Source organism: Microvirga sp. HS2 (assembly GCF_055792805.1).
In genome coordinates this window covers 1-18,195 of the sequence record NZ_JBVVAJ010000049.1, presented here as the reverse complement: position 1 = coordinate 18,195, position 18,195 = coordinate 1, and the positions used below count along the sequence as shown (strand labels likewise).

The following is an 18,195-nucleotide window of genomic DNA, read 5'->3' as shown; positions in this document are numbered from 1 at the left end:
ATTCCAGGGCTTCTGCGCTCCTGTCATCCTGCGCGTGGATTCATCCCAGCCGTCGTGTCCGCCCAGCGCCATCTGCCGAGTCCCGGCAATATCGTTCGACCGATGCGGGGACAGGAGCAAAATTTCTTCCTCGTGCTTGACAAGCACGTATGTGATCATAAACTGTGATCAAATAATAAGACGAAGCAGGGGACGAGAAGGCAGAGACGCCGGTGCCTGTCGGTGCCGGGCGACATGACTGCGCTTCCACCCTCGGAGGAACGACATGAAAGTAGCAGTACTGGGCGCGGGAGCAGGCGGCGCGGCATCTGTCGTCGAGTTGGTTCAATCTGGCCACGACGTTCACTTCTGGGCGCGGTCCGCCGACACTCTGGAGCCCCATATCAGGCTCGGGGGCATCGCGTTCGACGGCAAGCTCGGCGAGGGCGTCGCCAATCCGGCCCTGATCACCGCTGATCTGAAGGCGGCGATCTCCGGCGTCGACGTGGCGGCCGTCGTGCTGCCGACATTCACGCACTCGGCGATGGCGACCGCCCTGGCCGCCGCCGGCTGGCCCTCCAACAGGCTCGTCGTGCTCAATCCGGGGCATACCGGCGGAGCGCTCGAATTCGCCGAGGCCTTCTCCCGGAGCGGCCGAGCGGCGCCTCCCGTGGTCGAATTCTCGACGATGACTTACGTGGCGCGGAAATACCGCCCTGACGGCGTCACGATCAGCGGACGCGCAAAGCACCTGAAGGCCGCAAGCCTCAAGGGCGGCGCCCATGCGGTCGAGCTCGCCGCCGCGCTCTATCCCGGCCTCGTCCCCGTTGAGGACGTGATTGCTTCCGACCTTTCCAATGTCAACATGATCCTGCATCCGCCTGGCGCCGTCCTGGCAGCCGCCTGGGTGGAAGCCACGGGCGGCGATTTCACGTTCTATGTCGATGCCATGACGCCCGGCGTGGCCCGGGTGATGCAGCAGCTCGACCGGGAGCGCCTCGCCGTCGCGGAAGCCTTCGGGCACAAGCTCCCGAACCTCATCGAGGAGATGAAGCTCCTCGGCACGGTCGAACCCGACGTGGCGGACACCACCGATTATCGCGCGGCGATTTCAGGCGGCACGGCCAACAGCCGCATCAAGGGACCGGACTCGCTGCAGAACCGCTACTACAGAGAGGATTTCGGCCACGGTCTGCTGCCCTTCCTGGAATTCGCCCGGATCGCCGAGGTCGAGGCTCCGGTCGCGGAGGCGCTCTATCGCCTGGCCCAGCTTGCCGTCGGAACCGACTACCGCGACGGGGGGCGCACGGCGGAAGCGATGGGAATCGCCGGGATGTCCAAGCAGCAGGTCATTGAAAAGGTAAGAATGTGATGAGCTGGCACGATACAGTGATCGCCATTGTGGCGGGCGACGCGCGGGAGCAGGAGATCGCACGCTGCGCGGTTCAGGCTGGAGCCGTCGTCCGGGCCTATGGTTTTCCATGGCCCGAAGAAGGCATCGAAGGAGTCTATCATGCCCGTGACGCCGCGGACGCCTTGAAAGGCGCCGACATTGCCCTCTTTCCCATTCCGGGCATCTCGGCCGAAGGCGCGCTGTTCGCCCCGAAAGCTCCGGAAAAGATCGTCCCGACGCGGGACATGCTGGCGGGCATGAGACGACCCGGGCACGTCATTCTCGGTTGGGCCGACGCGAATCTGAAGGCTCATTGCGAGGCTTTGGGCCTTACACTGCACGAGTACGAATGGGATGTCGATCTGATGCTGCTGCGCGGTCCCGCGATCGTGGAGGGCGTGCTCAAGGTCATCATCGAGAACACGCAGATCACCATCCACAAGTCGAATATCTGCCTGGTGGGCCAGGGCACGATCGGATCGCTCTTGACGAGCACGCTCGTCGCTCTTGGCGCCAAGGTCCATGTCGCGGCGCGCAACCCGGTGCAGAGGGCGGCCGCTTACGCGGCGGGCGCGGAATCCTTCACGCTGGAGCAGCTTTCACAGATCCTGCCTAAGATGGACATCGTCATCGGGACCGTTCCCAAGCAGCTGGTCGGTCCCGAACAGCTCGCTCTTCTGCCCAAACACGCGCTCCTCGTCGACGTGGCGGCGCCTCCGGGAACCATCGATCGGGATGCGGCGTCCGCGAGGGGACTCAAGGCCATCTGGGCGCGCGGCATGGGCGCACGGGCTCCGATCACCGTCGGTCGCAGCCAGTGGAGCGGCATTCTTCGTCGGATCGAAGGGATCCTGGAGCAAAGGCAATGAAAGCGGATTTGGTGATCAAGAATGCCCGCGTCGTTCGTCACGACGGCGAGTTCCATGGGGGTGTAGCGGTTCAGGGCGGCAGGATCGTCCTCACTGGCGCCGACGAGGTTTTACCGGATGCCACGCGGACGATCGACGCCGAAGGACGCGTCCTGATGCCGGGCGTGATCGACCCGCACTGCCATCTCGGCGTGAAATTTCCCTTTGCCGAGGACATGCGGACCGAGACGGCGGCTGCCGCCTCGGGCGGCGTGACGACGATCCTGCTCTACATTCGAAACCTCAAAGAATCCTATCTGCCCTTCTATGAGGAACGGAAGGCGATCGGTGAGGAAAACTCCGTCGTCGATTTCGGCTTTCATTTCGGGATCCAGCGTGAGGAGCACATCGCCGAGATTCCCGAGATCATCGCCAAGACGGGCGTCAAATCGTTCAAATGCTATTTCGGCTACGAGCCGGACAATCCGATCGGGATCGTGCCGGCGACCGACGGCTGGGTGTATGCGGCCATGCGCATCCTGTCCAAGGTCCCGGGAGGCGTGATCAACGTTCACTGCGAGAACACGCAGATCGCTTCCTGGATCAAGAAGGAAATCGCCGCGACGGGCCGCCAGGATCTCGGCGCCTATACGGAATCGCGTCCCGCGTTCTGTGAGGTGGAGACCATCCGCCGCATGATCTTCCTCGCCGAGAAGACCGGATGCTCTCTACATCTGGTTCACACCTCGGTCGGCATGGGACCCGTGCTCGCGGTGGAGGCGCAAGCCCGGGACGTTCAGGTGACGGTCGAGACCTGCCCGCATTATCTCACGCGGACCTGCTACGACGAGGATCTCGACATGCGGGCCAAGATCTCGCCTCCGCTGCGGGATCGGAATGAGCTCGAAGGTCTCTGGCAGGGCATCCTGAACGGTTCGGTCTACAGTTTGGGCACCGACCACGTGCCTTTCCTCCCCAAGAAGCGCGAGGACCTGTGGACGGAGTTTCCAGGTGTCGTGTCCTTCCCGTGGGAGCTGTCCCTGATGCTTCATTTCGGTGTGCATCAGCGGGGACTTCCGCTCACCCGCCTCGTCGAGCTGAACTCGTTCAATCCCGCCCGCCGCTTCGGCCTCTGGCCCCGCAAGGGCCACATCGATGTCGGCTTCGACGCCGACCTGGTGCTCGTCGACCTCGATGAAGAGCGCACCGTGAATCACACCGGAAAAGGCACCTGCATCTACGAAGGGTGGACGCTGAAGGGCTGGCCGGTCATGACGGTGGCGCGCGGCGAGGTCGTTTATGAACAAGGCGCCGTCGCCGAAAGGCACTATGGCCGCGGCCGATGCGTGACGTTGCCGTCATGAGCGCGGCACCGCCTTTCCAACCGGATCTGGCGGGCCGTAACCCGTTGACGCCCAAGCGGATGTCGGTCCGCGAGGCTGTGACGGAGATCGCGGCGCGCAGGGGAACGATCCGCCAGGAAAGACTTTCGGGCATCCACAACCCATGGGGGCATGGGATCGGGCTGACCGATCCCTGGTGCTTTCTCGAGCTGTGCGAGAGCCAGCCTGTGATCGATGCCGCACAGGCCGTCATCGGACCGGATCTCGTTCTCTGGGACAGCGAATTGTTCGTGGAGGCAGGCCGCTACGCCGGGTTCCTTCGCGAGGGCCGGGAGGGGCGCTACTGGCCAGTCTCGCCGCTTTCCGGGGCCGTGGTGCTGCTCCCGGTCGGATCCGGTCGGCCGCGTCCGAAAGCGATCGACGTGCGTGCCATCGGACCGGAGGCGCTCGATGAATTCGATTCGTCGGAGCCTCTCTTCGTCATCAGGATCATGCCCGCGACCAGCCATTTCGATCGCGACCCGCGGCACCCTGCGAACCGCCTCTGCATGGAGGAGCAGGTTCTGATCAACTACGCCAACCGTCCGCTTTGGCTCATCAGCGGAAGCGACAAAGGCAAGAACGACTTCGTTACGGGCTTCGCACCGGCCGCGCCCATTTGGGCCGGCTAGAACAGCATCCAGAGAGAGAGAGAAGGAGGGGGAGAGATATGCCGTTCGTCATCGTCGAGATGTGGGAGGGGCGCTCCGTCGAACAGAAGCGCAACCTCGTCAGGGCCATCACGAAGGCCATGGTGGAAGAGGCCGCATGCAAGCCTGATCACCTGCACGTGGTCATTCACGAGACCGCCAAGGACAGCTGGGGGCGCGGCGGCGTTCTCGGCATCGACATGGCCGAGAACAAGAGCGACAAGCTGGAGGATCAGAGATGAGCTTGGAAGTCCTCGACTACCGCAAGTCGGCGCTGCTGGTCATAGACCTGCAGAATGCGTTCATCCACGAGAAGGGCACGCTCGGCATCTCCGGGGTCGACACGAAACGCCTGGCGTCGATCGTCCCGCCGCTCGCCAGACTCATCAAAAGATGCCAGAACGTCGGGATCCCGGTGATCTGGACGATGCAGGAGCATTTCGCCCTCGACCATAACCGCGCCAAGAAGAAGCTCTTGGGCCATACGGCCCGCCGCAAGCAGGTTTCGGCGCTGGCGGGCAGCTGGGACGAGGAGATCATCGACGAACTCAAGCCTTTGGCCGAGTTCGACCCGTCCTTCGTCATTCGCAAGCATCGCTTCGGAGCCTTTTACGAGACGCGTCTCGAGATGATGCTGAAGATGCTCGGAACGCACCACCTCTTCGTCACGGGCGCCACCACCAATGCCTGCGTGGAGACGAGCATCCGCGAAGCCTATCTCCGCGATCTCGACGTCGTCGCGGTCGACGACTGCGTTTCGGGCGTCAACCCGGATTGGGAGGCGACGGCCAAGCAGGTCTGGAAACAGTACTTTTGCGAGGTCGCCTCCTCGTCGGAGGTTCTCGACTGGATCGGCGAGCAGATAAAGCCCCGCGTGACGAACTACGGTCATCAGCTCATCATGGTGTCCGATATCGGGAAGTCGGTCGAGTTCTACACCAACCTGCTCGGATTCACGATCAGGCCGGCCAAGCCGCTCGCCGACGGGCGGCCGTTCACCGCCTTCCATCAAGGCATTGCGCTCATCGACGGACGCGAGGCCGGGCATCGTCAGCTCGACCACATCGCATTCGAGGTCAACGACGTTCGGTCTCTCGACATCAAGCTCAAAAAGGCCGGCGTGCGCTACTACAACGAACTCCACAATGGCCCTTACGGATTGACGATCTATATCGCCGATCCGGACGGAACCAAGATCGAGCTCTATCAGGTCGGCGCCACCGCCTGAGCCCAGTGCCGTCCCTCGTGGCCATCGCCCGCCGTACCGTCGGCGGGCGAAACGATTCTGTGGTTCAATCCGGAGCCAGGCCTTCGAGCCCGTCGAGCTCTGCATAGGAAGGCAGCGACGAGATCTGCGGGCAGCCGCTGCGGACGACGACGCGGTTGCTTTCCGGGCGCGAAAGGATCTCGGACCAGGAGCGGCCTTCGAACAGGATGAAGTCGGCCTCCCGCCCTTCACGGATTTCTCCGGTCCGGTCGAGCCCCATGATGGCGGCCGGGATCGTCGAAACGGTCGTCGGCCAGGATCCGGTCGGGTTGTCGAGATGAAGAACGCGGGTGCCGAGGCGATAGGTCTCGAGCATGTCGAGATCGCCATAGGCGTGGAACGGATCCCGGGTATTGTCCGAAGCGAGCGCGACAGGAATGCCCCGACGCCTCATCTCGTGCAGAAGCGTGACGCCGCGCCATCGGGGTGTGGTGCCGTCGCGACGGCGGTCCTGCAGGTAAAGGTTGCATGTGGGCAAGGATACGACCGCGAGGCCGGAATCGGCGACTCTGCCAAGCGTTTCCTCGACCGTCGATGGGGGCTGGCCGGCGAGGGAGCAGCAATGTCCGACCAGCACCTTTCCGCGCGGCTTGGCCCGGAGGGCGGCAAGAGCTATTCGCCGCAGGCAGTCCGACGAAGGGTCGGCCGTTTCGTCCGCATGAAAATCGAGATCGAGGCCGTATCGTCCCGCGGCCGCGAACATCCTGTCGAGAAGCATGTCGAGATCGGGTACCGGGTAGGCGACCGCGCCGAGCACTCCGCCGCAGGCGGCGACCACCCGTGAAATATGCGCGAGGAACGTCTCATCGCGGGCGAAGTCTATGCCGAAAAGGCAGGAGCCTTGCAGATCTACTCGACCGCGCCAATGGTCCCGAAGCTCCCGGAAGGCCGGCCACGAAACCGTGTCTTGCGGAGGCTGCGAGTCGAGATGCGTCCGGACGGCTCTCGTCCCGTAGTGATAGGCGCAGCGCAAGGAGAAATCCATGCGGCGCAACAGATCCTCGGACGACCAGTTCGCCTCCCGGTCCGCCTTCGCGGCGGAGAGCGCGGTCGGAAAGGAACCATCGGCTTCAGCCGTTCGCGGCAGGATGTGACCTTTGTCGAGATGGGTGTGGCAGTCGACGAAAAGGGGAAGCGCCACTCGTCCGCCGGTATCGACGACAGGAGCGTCGTTCTCGCCGCAGCGCTCGGACGCAGAACGCGCGGACGCGATTCTCGCGATCTTTCCGGCCTCGATGATCAGATCGGCGAGGACGAAATCCGCGGCCGCGGGCGCCGTGATGCACCCCTGGGCCGAAGAAGGATCGAGGCGCACATTGCCAAGGACGTAGCGTCCCCGCGCCGCATGGGCGGCAATTGCCTCCCGAAGGCCTGCTTGGGTGGGAGGCGGCATCGGCATGTGGCGGGCCCTCATTGCTGGGAGAACTCTCGGCAAGCCGTCGGCCGGGCCACGGATTCCGGGGCCGATCCATGACTGCCGGGGAAATATGGGCTATAATGTATCACGGCGTTCGTCGCAGCTGTGTGCATGCCGATGGCTCGAAGGTGCGGTGGGATTACAGGTTGCCATCTCGCATGGTTTGGAATATTGATCACACTATGAGATCACAAGGCCGGCGCCGTCAACTCTCCACCGTCAAGGTCACGCTTTGATGAGGGCGTCTGCAGGCTCCTTTCAGCGTGGCGTGCCGCGACGTCTGAGGGTCTCGGACGAGAGACGGAGGGCGTGGAAAATGGATCAAGGATGAGTGACAAATCAAAGACGGAAAAACCCGCGCAGACCAAGCCGGAGCGCGGCCATGTCCATGAGCACGTTCTGAACTACATGCGGCGCGGCCTCATGGTCGGCGCTTTTCTCCCCGGGCAGGTGATGAGCCTGCGCAAGCTTGCGGAGGCCTTGGGGACCAGTCCCATGCCCGTCCGGGAGGTGTTGAGCAGGCTGGTTGCGGCGAATGCTCTGGAGGAGACGAAAGGCGGCTCGGTCCGCGTGCCACGCCTCAATCCCGAAAAGCTGAGCCATCTCTTCTCGGTGAGGGAGCTGCTTGAGGGCATGGCAACCGAGCTCGCGGTCGAAAAAGCGACGCCGGGCCTGATGAACGAGCTCGCCAGGATCAACAAGCATCTGCTCGCGGCGATCGAACGGCGCGACATCATGAACTGCCTTTCGATCAATCAGGAATTCCACTTCACGCTCTACAACGCCGCCGAATCCGAGGTGCTGAGCCCGCTGATCGAGTCCCTCTGGCTGCAGTTTGGGCCGACGATGTACATGTCGCTGCTGATCCCCTCGATGCCGTGGAACGCCTCCGATCACGAGGCCATCCTGGCGGCCCTGAAGGCGGGGAATGCCACCGCGGCGAAGCGCGGCGTGATCCAGGATATCCGCACGACCTGCCGGGCGCTGCTCAGCGTCGCCGGGTCGCACGGCATCGAGCTGCCATTCACTTTGGGGCAGGAGCTGCAATTCGACTTGTCGGCGCGCAAGGTATCTTAAGGAGGGCGTGTGATGGGGGGACGATACGAGCATAAACTGGCCGAGCTGGGCATCAGCCTGCCCGACGCGGCTGCTCCGGCGGCCAACTACGTACCGGCGCGCCGCGTCGGCAACCTGGTGTACGTGTCCGGGCAGGTGCCCAGGCAGGGAGGTCAGGACAAGTTCACCGGCAAGCTCGGCGCTGGAGTGTCGATCGAAGAAGGCCAGGCCGCGGCCCGTCTCTGCGCGATCAACATTCTCGCCCAGCTTCGGCTCGCCCTGGAGGGAGATCTCGACAGGGTCGTGGGGGTCGTCCGGCTCGGCGGCTTCGTGAATGCCGATCCGGCCTTCGAGGATCATCCCAAGGTCATCAACGGCGCGTCCGATCTGATGGTGGCGGTCTTCGGCGAGGCGGGGCGTCATGCCCGCGCCGCCGTCGGCTGCAGTTCCTTGCCGCGCAACGTCGCCGTCGAGGTGGATGCGATATTCGAGGTCGACTGACCGTGCAGCCGTCGTCCTCCGTTACAGACCATAGAATACCGGTTCATGTGCTGACAGGCTTTCTCGGAAGCGGCAAGACCACGTTCCTCACGCACCTGCTAGGCGAACCCGACCTGGCCGATACGGCCGTGGTCATCAATGAGTTCGGCGAGGTCGGGCTGGACCATCTTCTCGTGAGGGAAGTCTCGGAAGACGCCGTGCTGCTCTCATCCGGATGCTTGTGCTGCGCGGTTCGCGACGATCTCGTGTCGACCCTGGTGGACCTGCTGGCGATGGCCGATCGTGGAGCCGTGACGCGTTTTCGCCAGATCGTCGTCGAGACCACCGGACTTGCCGATCCTGCTCCCATCATGCACGCGGTCATGAGCGACCTGCGACTCAGGCGCGTCTACCGCGCAGGGCGCATCATCACGGCCGTGGACGCCGTCACCGGTCTCGACAGCATCGGACGCTTCGCGGAGGCCAGTCAACAAGTCGCGCTGGCCGACTCGATCCTCATCACGAAATCGGACATCGTCGAGCCGTGGCAGCTCGATTCCGTCAGGCTCGGCATCTCCCGGATCAATCCGCGCGTCAGCCCGCTCGTCTCGAGCAGGAACGCAATGCCTCGCGCAAAGGATATCTTCGAAGAGCGGGAGAACTGGGAGCCGGGCTATGCCCAGATGACGGGCACGCTGCCAGCCGGCATGCATAGCGACGGGATCGAAACATTCACGGTCGAGGTCGAAAGCGAGGTCGACTGGCCATCGTTCGTGGAATGGATGGAGCTGCTCCTCGTCAACCGCGGCCAAAGCATCCTGCGCGTCAAAGGACTGCTGTCGGTCGCAGGCGATCCGCGCCCTCTCGTGATACACGGCGTTCAGCATGTCGTTTATCCCCCGGAATATTTGCCCGCCTGGCCCGACGGCAGGCGGAAGGGGTGGCTGGTCTTCATCGCGCGCAACCTCAGCAAAAGCGCCATCATGAGATCCCTGCCCAGCACCTTCGCGCCCATTCGCCAGAGCTGATCCCACTGAGGCGGGATCGGCTCTCTTCCTTGCCTTGCCGCATCGTGTTCTTTCGGTGAAACGGATCCTCTTTTTCGAGGCATGTCCCGAGGCGGGCGGATGCCGGTCCGCGTTCTCGCCCGACAGTCCCGTGCGGTCGATTGTCCTGATGCGCAGCCTTGCGCTCGGTGCTCCCCGTCCGGAAGAGCGCATCGTCGCCGGTCGCCGTGACGACATTCCTCTTTCACCCATGCTATAGCGTCATGGCCGGCCGCAATTGCCCTTCGTACCAGAGGTCGGTCGAAAGACAGCCGACCGAAACTTGCCCTTGACACCGTCAATTTGTGATCACAACATGAGATCAAGTCTGCGGTTCGTAAATGCCTCCGCGCTCACCATAGAAGAAGGCAGGCCGCTCAGAGCAAGATGACGCCCCCAGGCGTCGTATTCGGGAGGGAAGAATGTCTCATGCTGCACGTCTCGTTCGAAGAGTTGCGCTTACGGCAAGTGCCGTCATCGCTGCCACTCTGGCAAGCCAAAGCGCGATGGCCCAGGACATCAACGTCCGGTTCAGCTGGAAGCTGAAGGGCGAATACGGCTTCTTCTATCTAGGAGAGCAGAAAGGGTTGTACAAAGAAGCGGGCTTGACTCTGAAGCTCGGCGAGGGGGCGGGCGCACAGGCCGCGCTCGGGGCCCTGATCCAGGGCCAGGAGGATGTCGTCGTGCTTCCCGGGATCTTCGCGATCTCGGCCATTCAGAAAGGGATGCCCGTCAAGATCATCGCCCTGTACCAGCCCACGACGCCCATCGCGCTCATCTCCCATCCCGAGAAACCGGTCAAGGCGCCGAAGGATCTCGAGGGCAAGACGGTCGCCCATGCCGTCGGAGAGACGGGAACCTCTTACCTGAGCGCATTCTGCGACATCAACAAGGTCGATTGCAGCAAGGTCAAGAAGATCCAGATGGACGCGCAGTCCCGCGTTCCCCAGTTCCTGCAGAAGCAGGTCGATGTGGTCAGCGTCTACCGGACCAACGATCTTCCTGTGCTGGAGGAGCGAACCGGAACCACGTTCCCGACGCTCGATCTGCCGGAATACGGACTGGGAGTGCCCGGCCTGGCTCTGGTGGCAAGCAATTCAGGTATCGAAAAGAAGGGGGCGAACCTCAGCAAGTTCCTCACGGCGAACGCAAAAGCGATCGACATGACCCGAGCCGATCCCGCCGCTGCGACGGCGGCCCTGAAGGCGATTTGGCAGGGCGGACCCTCCGACAAGGTCATCCAGCGGCAGATCGAGGCGACCTCCGCGTCGATGCCGAAGATGGACGGCAAGCCCATGGGCTGGATCGACGAAAAAGTCGTCGCCAAGGCGATCGAGCTGATCAAGCTCGACGAGGACGTCGGCAGCGTCAAGCCTTTGTCCTCCTTCTACACCAACGAACTTCTGAAGCAGTGAGGCTATGGTGGCGAGCACAGATATTGTCGGCGTCGGTCAGGCGCTAGGGAAGCAGTCGAAGAGCATGAAACGCAAGAGGAAGGCACGGAGCACATGGATGGAGCGCTATTCGGCGCTCATCCTGGCGGCTGTCCTGATCGGAACTTGGCAGGCCTTGGTCCCGCTGTTGGGACTCTCCGAGTTCGTTCTGCCGACGCCGCTGGCGATCGCCAAGCGTATCGTCAGCGAAATTCCGCTGCTCGCGACCCATTCCTACGTCACGCTTTTCGAGGTCATCGCGGGATTTTCCTTCGGAGCGGTGATCGGCATTCCGCTGGCTTTGTCGATCTTCTACTCCAAGCCGTTCGAGCGGGCGATCTACCCGATCCTCGTCGCGCTGCAGACGGTTCCGAAGGTCGCCCTTGCACCCATTCTCGTTCTGTATCTCGGCTATGGCTGGGCTCCGAAGATCACGCTCGCGTTCCTGATTTCCTTCTTTCCGATCGTGATCTCGACCGTCGTCGGCCTGCAGTCCCTCGACAAGAACCTCGTGAACCTGGCCCGCTCCATGGGGGCAAACGAATGGCAGATCTTCTTCAAGATCCGCCTTCCCGCGGCGCTGCCGAACATCTTCGGGGGCTTCAAGGTGGCGGTTTCGCTGGCCGTGATCGGAGCGGTGATCGGCGAATACGTCTCCGCCGAGCGGGGCCTGGGCTATCTGCAGCTTCAGGCGAACTCGCTGTTCGACACCACGCTCAACTTCGCAACGGTCGTGACGATCTCGGCGATCGGCGTGCTGCTCTATTTCGTCGTCGATATGGTGGAGGCTCGCGTCACCTACAAGCGCGACGCGCCCAAGTAAGACGCGTGAATGGCGTTCGGTCACATCAAGGGACGTACAGTGAGGCAGTTCAATGGGTATCTCTAGCCACACCAGCGGGGCCGCAGTCGAAATTTCGAGGCTCTCGAAAAGCTACCAGACACGTGAGGACGACGACGTCCTCGCCCTCGACAAGGTCGATCTCCAGATCGAGCCGGGCAGCTTCGTGGCTGTGGTCGGGCCGAGCGGATGCGGCAAGAGCACGTTGCTCTCGCTGCTCGCAGGTCTGACCCCTGCATCGACCGGCAACATCGCGATCGACGGAGAGCTGGTCAACAGGCCTCACCCCAAGACCGGGGTGGTCTTCCAATCGGATCTGCTTCTCTACTGGCGCACGGTTCTCGACAACATCCTGCTCCCGATCGAGATCAAGCACCTGGATCTTGCCAAATACCGCGTGCGGGCCGAGGAGCTGCTCGCCCAGGTCGGCCTCAAGGGTTTCGGCAACAAGTACCCCTCCGAACTCTCGGGCGGCATGCGTCAGCGCGTTGCGATCTGCCGGGCGCTGATCCAGGAGCCGGGGCTGCTTCTCATGGATGAGCCCTTCGGCGCCCTCGACGCCCTGACGCGCGAGCAGATGATCATGGATCTTCAATCCATGTGGCTGCGGGTTCGCAATACGGTGCTGTTCATTACCCATGGCATCGACGAAGCCGTGTTCCTCGCCGATCGCGTGCTCGTCATGTCGCCACGCCCCGGCCGTGTCGATCTCGATCTCAGGATCGACATGCCGCGACCCCGCCAATGGACGCGCACGCACGAGGACAAGGCGTATCATGGTTATGTCCGTCAGATTCGCGACATCTTCGAGTCCAAGGGCGTGCTTGTCTCGCATTAAGGTGTCCAAGGCTCGGGCGCCGTTGGGCGCCGGGAGCCGACAATTCCAGTCCCGCCGGGAGGAGACCGGGCGGGCAGCCCGCCGCAACGGCTCGGCCGACCCGCATGCCGGCGGTGTTTCGTGACGGCATGATCAGCCGGGCTCACCGACGTTTCTAAGGATCTCAGACGATGAAGATAGGGGCAGTGAAGGAGATCTCTCCTGGCGAGAGGCGCGTTGCTCTGACGCCGGACTCCGCGCGTCAGCTGCAGAAGCTCGGACATGCGTGCTTCGTCGAGGCCGGGGCGGGGGCGAGCGCGGGACTGTCGGATGCGGCCTACGCTCAGGCGGGCGTGACCGTCGTGCCGGATGCCGCGTCCCTGCTCTCCGCCGTGGACGTGGTCGCGAAGGTTCAGCCGCCCGCCGAGGCCGAGATCGCGCAGATGCGTCCCGGCCAGACGTTGATCTCGTTCTTCTGGCCGGCGCAGAACGCCGAGCTTCTGGAACTGGCGAAGGCGCAAGGCGTCACGGTCATCGCCATGGACATGGTGCCGCGCATCTCGCGCGCCCAGAAGATGGACGCGCTCTCCTCCATGGCCAACATCGCCGGCTACCGCGCCGTGATCGAGGCCGGCAACCACTTCGGCCGCTTCTTCACCGGCCAGGTCACCGCCGCCGGCAAGGTGCCGCCCGCGAAGGTGCTGGTCGTGGGGGCCGGCGTGGCAGGGCTGGCCGCCATCGGCACGGCCACCAGCCTTGGTGCCATCACCTACGCCTTCGATGTCCGGCCTGAGGTGGCCGAGCAGATCGAGTCGATGGGCGCCCAGTTCGTCTTCCTCGAGTTCGAGGAGGCGCAGGATGGCGCCGCCACCGGCGGCTATGCCGCCCCCTCGAGCCCGGAGTTCCGCGAGAAGCAGCTCGCCAAGTTCCGCGAACTGGCGCCGGAGATGGACATCGTCATCACCACCGCTCTGATCCCCGGCCGGCCGGCCCCGAAGCTGTGGACCGACGACATGGTGCAGGCGATGAAACCGGGCTCGGTGATCGTCGATCTCGCGGCCGAGCGCGGCGGCAACTGCGATCTGACCGTGCCGGACGAGAAGGTGGTGACCGAGATCGGCGTCACCATCATCGGCTATACCGACTTCCCCAGCCGCATGGCGGCTCAGGCCTCGACGCTGTATGCCAACAACATCCGCCACTTCCTGGCCGACCTGACCCCGAACAAGGACGGCGTCATCCATCACAACATGGACGATGACGTCATCCGCGGGGCCACGGTCACGCATCAAGGCGCGATCACCTATCCGCCACCGCCGCCCAAGGTGCGGGCAATTGCCGCCGCCAAGCCGAAGGAGAAGCCGAAGGAGCTGACGCCGGAGGAGAAGCGGGCGCAAGAAGCGGCGGCCTTCCGCAGCCAGACCCGCACGCAGGTGGGGCTGCTGGTCCTGGGCGGCCTGCTGCTCGCGCTCGTGGGCGCCTATGCGCCGGCGAGCTTCATGGCCCACTTCATCGTCTTCGCGCTCGCCTGCTTCGTCGGCTTCCAGGTGATCTGGAGCGTCAGCCACTCGCTGCACACGCCGCTGATGGCCGTGACCAACGCCATCTCCGGCATCGTGGTGCTGGGCGCCCTGCTGCAGGTGGGCTCGAGCCATTGGCTGGTGGTTGGCTTGGCCTCGCTGTCGTTCCTGATCGCCACCATCAACATCATCGGCGGCTTCCTGGTTACGCGCCGGATGCTCGCCATGTTCCAGAAGTCGTAAGGAGCCTCCGATGAGCGTTGGTATCGTCTCCGCGGCCTATGTGGCGGCCGCCATCCTGTTCATCCTCTCCCTCGGCGGCCTCTCGGGCCAGGAGAGCGCCAAGCGTGCCGTCTGGTACGGCATGGCCGGCATGGCCTTGGCCGTGGGGGCCACCGTGCTCGGCCCCGGCGTCGGCAACTACGCTGTCATTGCCGTCCTGCTGGTGATCGGCTCGGCGATTGGCTGGTACGTGGCCAGGAAGGTCGAGATGACCGAGATGCCGCAGCTGGTGGCGGCGCTGCACTCCTTCGTCGGTCTGGCGGCCGTGTTCATCGGTTTCAACGCCGAGCTTGAACTCCAGCGCGTGCTCGCCCTGGACGAGGCCTCACGGCAGGCGCTGACCGGCTTCGCCGGCGTGCTCGCGCACAAGACGGGGGTCGAGATCGCGATCCTCAAGGTCGAGGTGTTCTTAGGCGTGTTCATCGGGGCGGTGACGTTCACCGGCTCCGTGATCGCCTTCGGCAAGCTGGCCGGCCAGGTGAGCGGCAAGGCGAAGAAGCTGCCCGGCGGCCATGGGCTCAATGCCGGAGCAGCGCTCCTCTCGCTGGTATTGGGCGTGATGTACGTCAACGGGGCCGGGATCTGGCCCCTCGTGGCGATGACCCTGCTGGCGTTCTTCATCGGCTATCATCTGATCATGGGCATCGGCGGGGCCGACATGCCGGTGGTGGTCTCGATGCTCAACTCCTACTCGGGCTGGGCGGCGGCCGCCATCGGCTTCACGCTCGGCAACGACCTGCTGATCGTGACCGGCGCTTTGGTCGGGTCCTCGGGTGCCATCCTGAGCTACATCATGTGCAAGGCGATGAACCGCAGCTTCGTCAGCGTGATCCTCGGCGGCTTTGGTGCCACCACAGGCCCGGTGATGGCGATTGCCGGCGAGCAGATCGCCATCGATGCCGACGGGGTGGCGACCGCCCTGGAGGAGGCCGACAGCATCGTGATCGTGCCGGGCTACGGCATGGCCGTGGCGCAGGCGCAGCAGTCGGTCTCAGAACTGACGCGGCGGTTGCGCGCCAAGGGCAAGGAGGTGCGGTTTGCCATTCATCCCGTCGCTGGCCGCCTCCCGGGGCACATGAACGTGCTCTTGGCCGAGGCCAAGGTGCCGTACGACATCGTGCTGGAGATGGACGAGATCAACGAGGATTTCTCCAGCACGGACGTGGTGATCGTGATCGGTTCGAACGACATCGTCAACCCGGCCGCCCAGGAGGACCCGAACAGCCCGATCGCCGGCATGCCGGTGCTGGAGGTGTGGAAGGCCAAGCAGGTGTTCGTGTCGAAGCGCGGGCAGGGGACGGGCTATTCCGGGATCGAGAACCCGCTGTTCTACAAGGACAACACCCGCATGTTCTACGGCGACGCCAAAGCTAGCATCGATCAACTCGTCCAGGCCATCTGAAGCATTCTTGTAAGAAACAGAAGAATGAGCCATTGGCTTCTTGTATCGACCAAGTATGTTTGGGTTCGCGATCGCGTCAGCAGGGTCGATGTCAACGACGAGTCTAGAGCAGCAGCTCTAACTGGAGCGAGTGCCTATAGCTGCATCGTGTTTTAGATGTTGAGCAAACCTCAGCTACCGAAATCGTCTTTGAGGCCTTGAAATCGGAGCACGTCTGGCACACCGCTTCAAGACCAGAGCCGGGACAGGAAGGTGATCGGTTTCGTCACAAATTCGGAGAGGGGGACGAGAGGAGAGCAGATGCGCGGTAGCGCGTTTAGGCAGAGAGCAGGTCAAACTGTTCGGCGCGTGATGACTGCCGATCGCAGGCGTACTTCACCTGCTGCTTGCGCATCATGTGGATCAACTCGATCCCACCGGGGATCACACGGGCAGGGGCCGGAGACTGGAAGCCGAGCATGGGTCGGACGCACCTCTTGATAGCGCGATGGTCCTGCTCGATGCGCTTATTGAGTTAGACACTTTGCCGGATGCGAATGGATTTCACGCAACGCCTAGATCGATCTTAAAGCCGATCGGCAGTATCGCAGGACAGGATCGTCTCGCGATTGGTCTGACTGCCGTCGATCACAATCCGCTCAGGCCGATCATGGCGCTTGAGTGCCTTGCGCAAGAAACGCTTGGCAGCCGTCAGATTCCGTCGCTCGCTAAACCAGAACTCGACTGTGTTGCCGTTGCTGTCGATTGTGCGATACAAGTACATCCATCAACCACGGACTTTGATCTAAGCTTCGTCCACATGCCACTTCCGGCCAACAGGTCGCTTGAGCCGGTTAATCTGCTCCAGCAGGAGCGGAGCATAGTGGATGGTCCAAAAATGAATGGTCGCATGTTCGACGGCGATGCCGCGCTCAGCCATCATCTCCTCAAGATTTCGCAGGCTGGGATTATAGCCCAGACACCACCGCACGCAGAGCAGGATAACAGATCGATTAAAATGCCTGCCCTTGAACACGCCACCCCCATCCGTGAGAGTTTGGGTATGGTAGACGCAACATAGAAGCAAAAAATCTGCGACGGAGTCGTCAGGCAACGCACCCAGATCATCAATGCCCTGCGAGGACATTTGGCCGAGTTCGGGATCGTGGCGGCGAAAGGGCCGGCTCGCGTTCCGCAACTCGTGCAGGCTGTCACGGATCCAGCCGAGCCAATCCCGGAGCTCGCTCGTCCAATCCTCCAGATGCTGATCGAGACACTCCGGGGACTGGACGGGCAGATTGCCCATCTGGACCATGAGATCGTCGACAGAGCCAAGGAGAATGAGACAGCGCGTCGGCTGATGACGATTCCCGGCGTCGGCCCAGTGACCGCGGTAGCCTTGGCGGCGCTTGCCCCACCGGCCGAGACGTTTAAGCGAGGCAGAGACTTCGCCGCCTGGGTGGGGCTCACACCCTTGCAGCATTCGACTGGCGGCAAACAGAAGCTGGGCGCCATTTCCAAGATGGGCGAGCGAACGCTGCGCCGCCTGCTGATCATCGGCGCGAGTGCCGTCGTCCGGTGGGCGGCTCGAAACGGGGCTCCGGCAGGCTCGTGGATGGCGCGCATGATTGCACGCAAGCCGCCGATGCTGGTACGCGTGGCGCTGGCCAACAAGATGGCTCGCATCGTCTGGCTCTGATGGCAAGAGGCGGGGTTTATCAGGCTCCAGTCGCGATGGCCTAAGCGTTAGCGGCTGAGGGGCTGTTGGGGCGTGGGAAGGTCAAAGGAGAGAGATGGCGCAACGGTCACCGAGACGGGATCAGGAAAACCAGCTTTGCGACACGTGTTCCAAGCACGTGGATCTGATTTGGACCTGATCCGCGAACTCCCATCCGGGCCCGCGGCATGTGAGCCGCAGTAGAGGCCGCACACATGTCAGACCCTGACCACGCGCTGCATCAAACCTGAAGATTTCTCTTGCGTCTCGCGGGGCGTCCACACATGTCGCAAACCCATCAGTAACTTAGTTCTGTCTATGCCTCCGGCCAGCTCCGGAGGTTTAGATGTTCAAAGGCCGTCATTTCGATCGCTCGGTGATCCTGCTGTGCGTCCGGTGGTATCTCGCTTACGGCCTAAGCCTGCGGAACCTGGAAGAGATGATGGCCGAGCGAGGCATCTCGGTCGATCACGCTACCATTCACAGATGGGTCATCCGGTACTCACCCGAACTGCTGGAGCGGTTCAATCGCCGCAAGAGAGCCGTCACGGGAAAGTGGCATGTCGACGGTGTGTCACGAACACATTTCTGAAGGAGGAGATGTGGAGCTGTACAAGAGATGAGGGTTGGCCCCTCGAGGTCTGCAGTCAGGTGTCGGCCTCAAACCCCTGCAAGCTGCGGCCGTC

15 protein-coding genes and 3 pseudogenes are annotated in these 18,195 nt (G+C 63.0%); 16 read left to right on the top strand and 2 right to left on the bottom strand.

Going from position 1 to position 18,195, the window contains the following annotated elements; translation table 11 throughout:
- Positions 1 to 265 precede the first annotated feature (265 nt).
- The 6 genes from ACS5Q0_RS25170 to ACS5Q0_RS25145 are packed head-to-tail and all read left to right on the top strand — an operon-like array spanning position 266 to position 5,480.
- The gene (locus ACS5Q0_RS25170) at positions 266 to 1,351 is read left to right on the top strand and encodes an NAD/NADP octopine/nopaline dehydrogenase family protein (RefSeq protein ID WP_473129393.1); all 1,086 of its coding nucleotides are present in this window, start codon (positions 266 to 268) and stop codon (positions 1,349 to 1,351) included.
- Positions 1,351 to 2,241, top strand: a complete 891-nt coding sequence (locus ACS5Q0_RS25165; RefSeq protein WP_473129392.1) for a dipicolinate synthase subunit DpsA — start codon at positions 1,351 to 1,353, stop codon at positions 2,239 to 2,241. The genes ACS5Q0_RS25170 and ACS5Q0_RS25165 overlap by 1 nt, the downstream gene beginning before the upstream one ends.
- Positions 2,238 to 3,584, top strand: a complete 1,347-nt coding sequence (locus ACS5Q0_RS25160) for a dihydroorotase (protein WP_473129391.1) — start codon at positions 2,238 to 2,240, stop codon at positions 3,582 to 3,584. Before ACS5Q0_RS25165 ends, ACS5Q0_RS25160 begins: the two co-directional genes overlap by 4 nt.
- Entirely contained in the window at positions 3,563 to 4,234 is a 672-nt protein-coding gene (locus ACS5Q0_RS25155; RefSeq protein WP_473129390.1) for a resolvase, read from the top strand. Before ACS5Q0_RS25160 ends, ACS5Q0_RS25155 begins: the two co-directional genes overlap by 22 nt.
- Positions 4,153 to 4,494, top strand: a complete 342-nt coding sequence (locus ACS5Q0_RS25150; RefSeq protein ID WP_473129389.1) for a 2-hydroxymuconate tautomerase — start codon at positions 4,153 to 4,155, stop codon at positions 4,492 to 4,494. The genes ACS5Q0_RS25155 and ACS5Q0_RS25150 overlap by 82 nt, the downstream gene beginning before the upstream one ends.
- Entirely contained in the window at positions 4,491 to 5,480 is a 990-nt protein-coding gene (locus ACS5Q0_RS25145) for an isochorismatase family protein (protein WP_473129388.1), read from the top strand. Before ACS5Q0_RS25150 ends, ACS5Q0_RS25145 begins: the two co-directional genes overlap by 4 nt.
- 64 nt (positions 5,481 to 5,544) lie before the next feature.
- On the opposite strand, the gene ACS5Q0_RS25140 is transcribed toward ACS5Q0_RS25145, so the two are convergent.
- Complete coding sequence (locus ACS5Q0_RS25140) at positions 5,545 to 6,912, bottom strand: cytosine deaminase (protein WP_473129402.1); 1,368 nt, start codon at positions 6,910 to 6,912, stop codon at positions 5,545 to 5,547.
- Between the two features lie 351 nt (positions 6,913 to 7,263).
- Here ACS5Q0_RS25140 and ACS5Q0_RS25135 point away from each other — a divergent pair, with 351 nt between their 5' ends.
- The 8 genes from ACS5Q0_RS25135 (at position 7,264) to ACS5Q0_RS25100 (ending at position 15,813) form a co-directional block, all read left to right on the top strand.
- Positions 7,264 to 8,013, top strand: a complete 750-nt coding sequence (locus ACS5Q0_RS25135; RefSeq protein WP_473129387.1) for a GntR family transcriptional regulator — start codon at positions 7,264 to 7,266, stop codon at positions 8,011 to 8,013.
- A 12-nt stretch (positions 8,014 to 8,025) separates the two neighbouring features.
- Positions 8,026 to 8,493 carry a RidA family protein gene (locus ACS5Q0_RS25130; RefSeq protein ID WP_473129386.1) on the top strand — a complete coding sequence of 156 codons (468 nt, stop codon included), beginning with the start codon at positions 8,026 to 8,028 and terminating at the stop codon, positions 8,491 to 8,493.
- A 47-nt stretch (positions 8,494 to 8,540) separates the two neighbouring features.
- Positions 8,541 to 9,500, top strand: a complete 960-nt coding sequence (locus ACS5Q0_RS25125) for a CobW family GTP-binding protein (RefSeq protein WP_473129385.1) — start codon at positions 8,541 to 8,543, stop codon at positions 9,498 to 9,500.
- A gap of 440 nt (positions 9,501 to 9,940) precedes the next feature.
- Positions 9,941 to 10,933, top strand: coding sequence for an ABC transporter substrate-binding protein (locus tag ACS5Q0_RS25120; protein ID WP_473129384.1), 993 nt, complete (start codon positions 9,941 to 9,943; stop codon positions 10,931 to 10,933).
- A 97-nt stretch (positions 10,934 to 11,030) separates the two neighbouring features.
- A complete protein-coding gene (locus ACS5Q0_RS25115) occupies positions 11,031 to 11,774 on the top strand; it encodes an ABC transporter permease (RefSeq protein ID WP_473129383.1) in 744 nt (247 codons plus the stop codon).
- Between the two features lie 52 nt (positions 11,775 to 11,826).
- The gene (locus tag ACS5Q0_RS25110; RefSeq protein WP_473129382.1) at positions 11,827 to 12,630 is read left to right on the top strand and encodes an ABC transporter ATP-binding protein; all 804 of its coding nucleotides are present in this window, start codon (positions 11,827 to 11,829) and stop codon (positions 12,628 to 12,630) included.
- A gap of 170 nt (positions 12,631 to 12,800) precedes the next feature.
- Complete coding sequence (locus ACS5Q0_RS25105) at positions 12,801 to 14,372, top strand: Re/Si-specific NAD(P)(+) transhydrogenase subunit alpha (RefSeq protein ID WP_473129381.1); 1,572 nt, start codon at positions 12,801 to 12,803, stop codon at positions 14,370 to 14,372.
- A gap of 10 nt (positions 14,373 to 14,382) precedes the next feature.
- Entirely contained in the window at positions 14,383 to 15,813 is a 1,431-nt protein-coding gene (locus tag ACS5Q0_RS25100) for an NAD(P)(+) transhydrogenase (Re/Si-specific) subunit beta (RefSeq protein WP_473129380.1), read from the top strand.
- Between the two features lie 316 nt (positions 15,814 to 16,129).
- On the opposite strand, the pseudogene ACS5Q0_RS25095 reads toward ACS5Q0_RS25100, so the two are convergent.
- Positions 16,130 to 16,828: pseudogene (locus ACS5Q0_RS25095) on the bottom strand (IS6 family transposase).
- 60 nt (positions 16,829 to 16,888) lie between these two features.
- On the opposite strand from ACS5Q0_RS25095, the pseudogene ACS5Q0_RS25090 reads away from it, so the two are divergent.
- Positions 16,889 to 17,535: pseudogene (locus tag ACS5Q0_RS25090) on the top strand (IS110 family RNA-guided transposase); the annotation flags it as partial.
- Positions 17,536 to 17,855: 320 nt separating this feature from the next.
- A pseudogene (locus ACS5Q0_RS25085) lies at positions 17,856 to 18,077 on the top strand (IS6 family transposase); the annotation flags it as partial.
- Between the last annotated feature and the right edge of the window lie 118 nt (positions 18,078 to 18,195).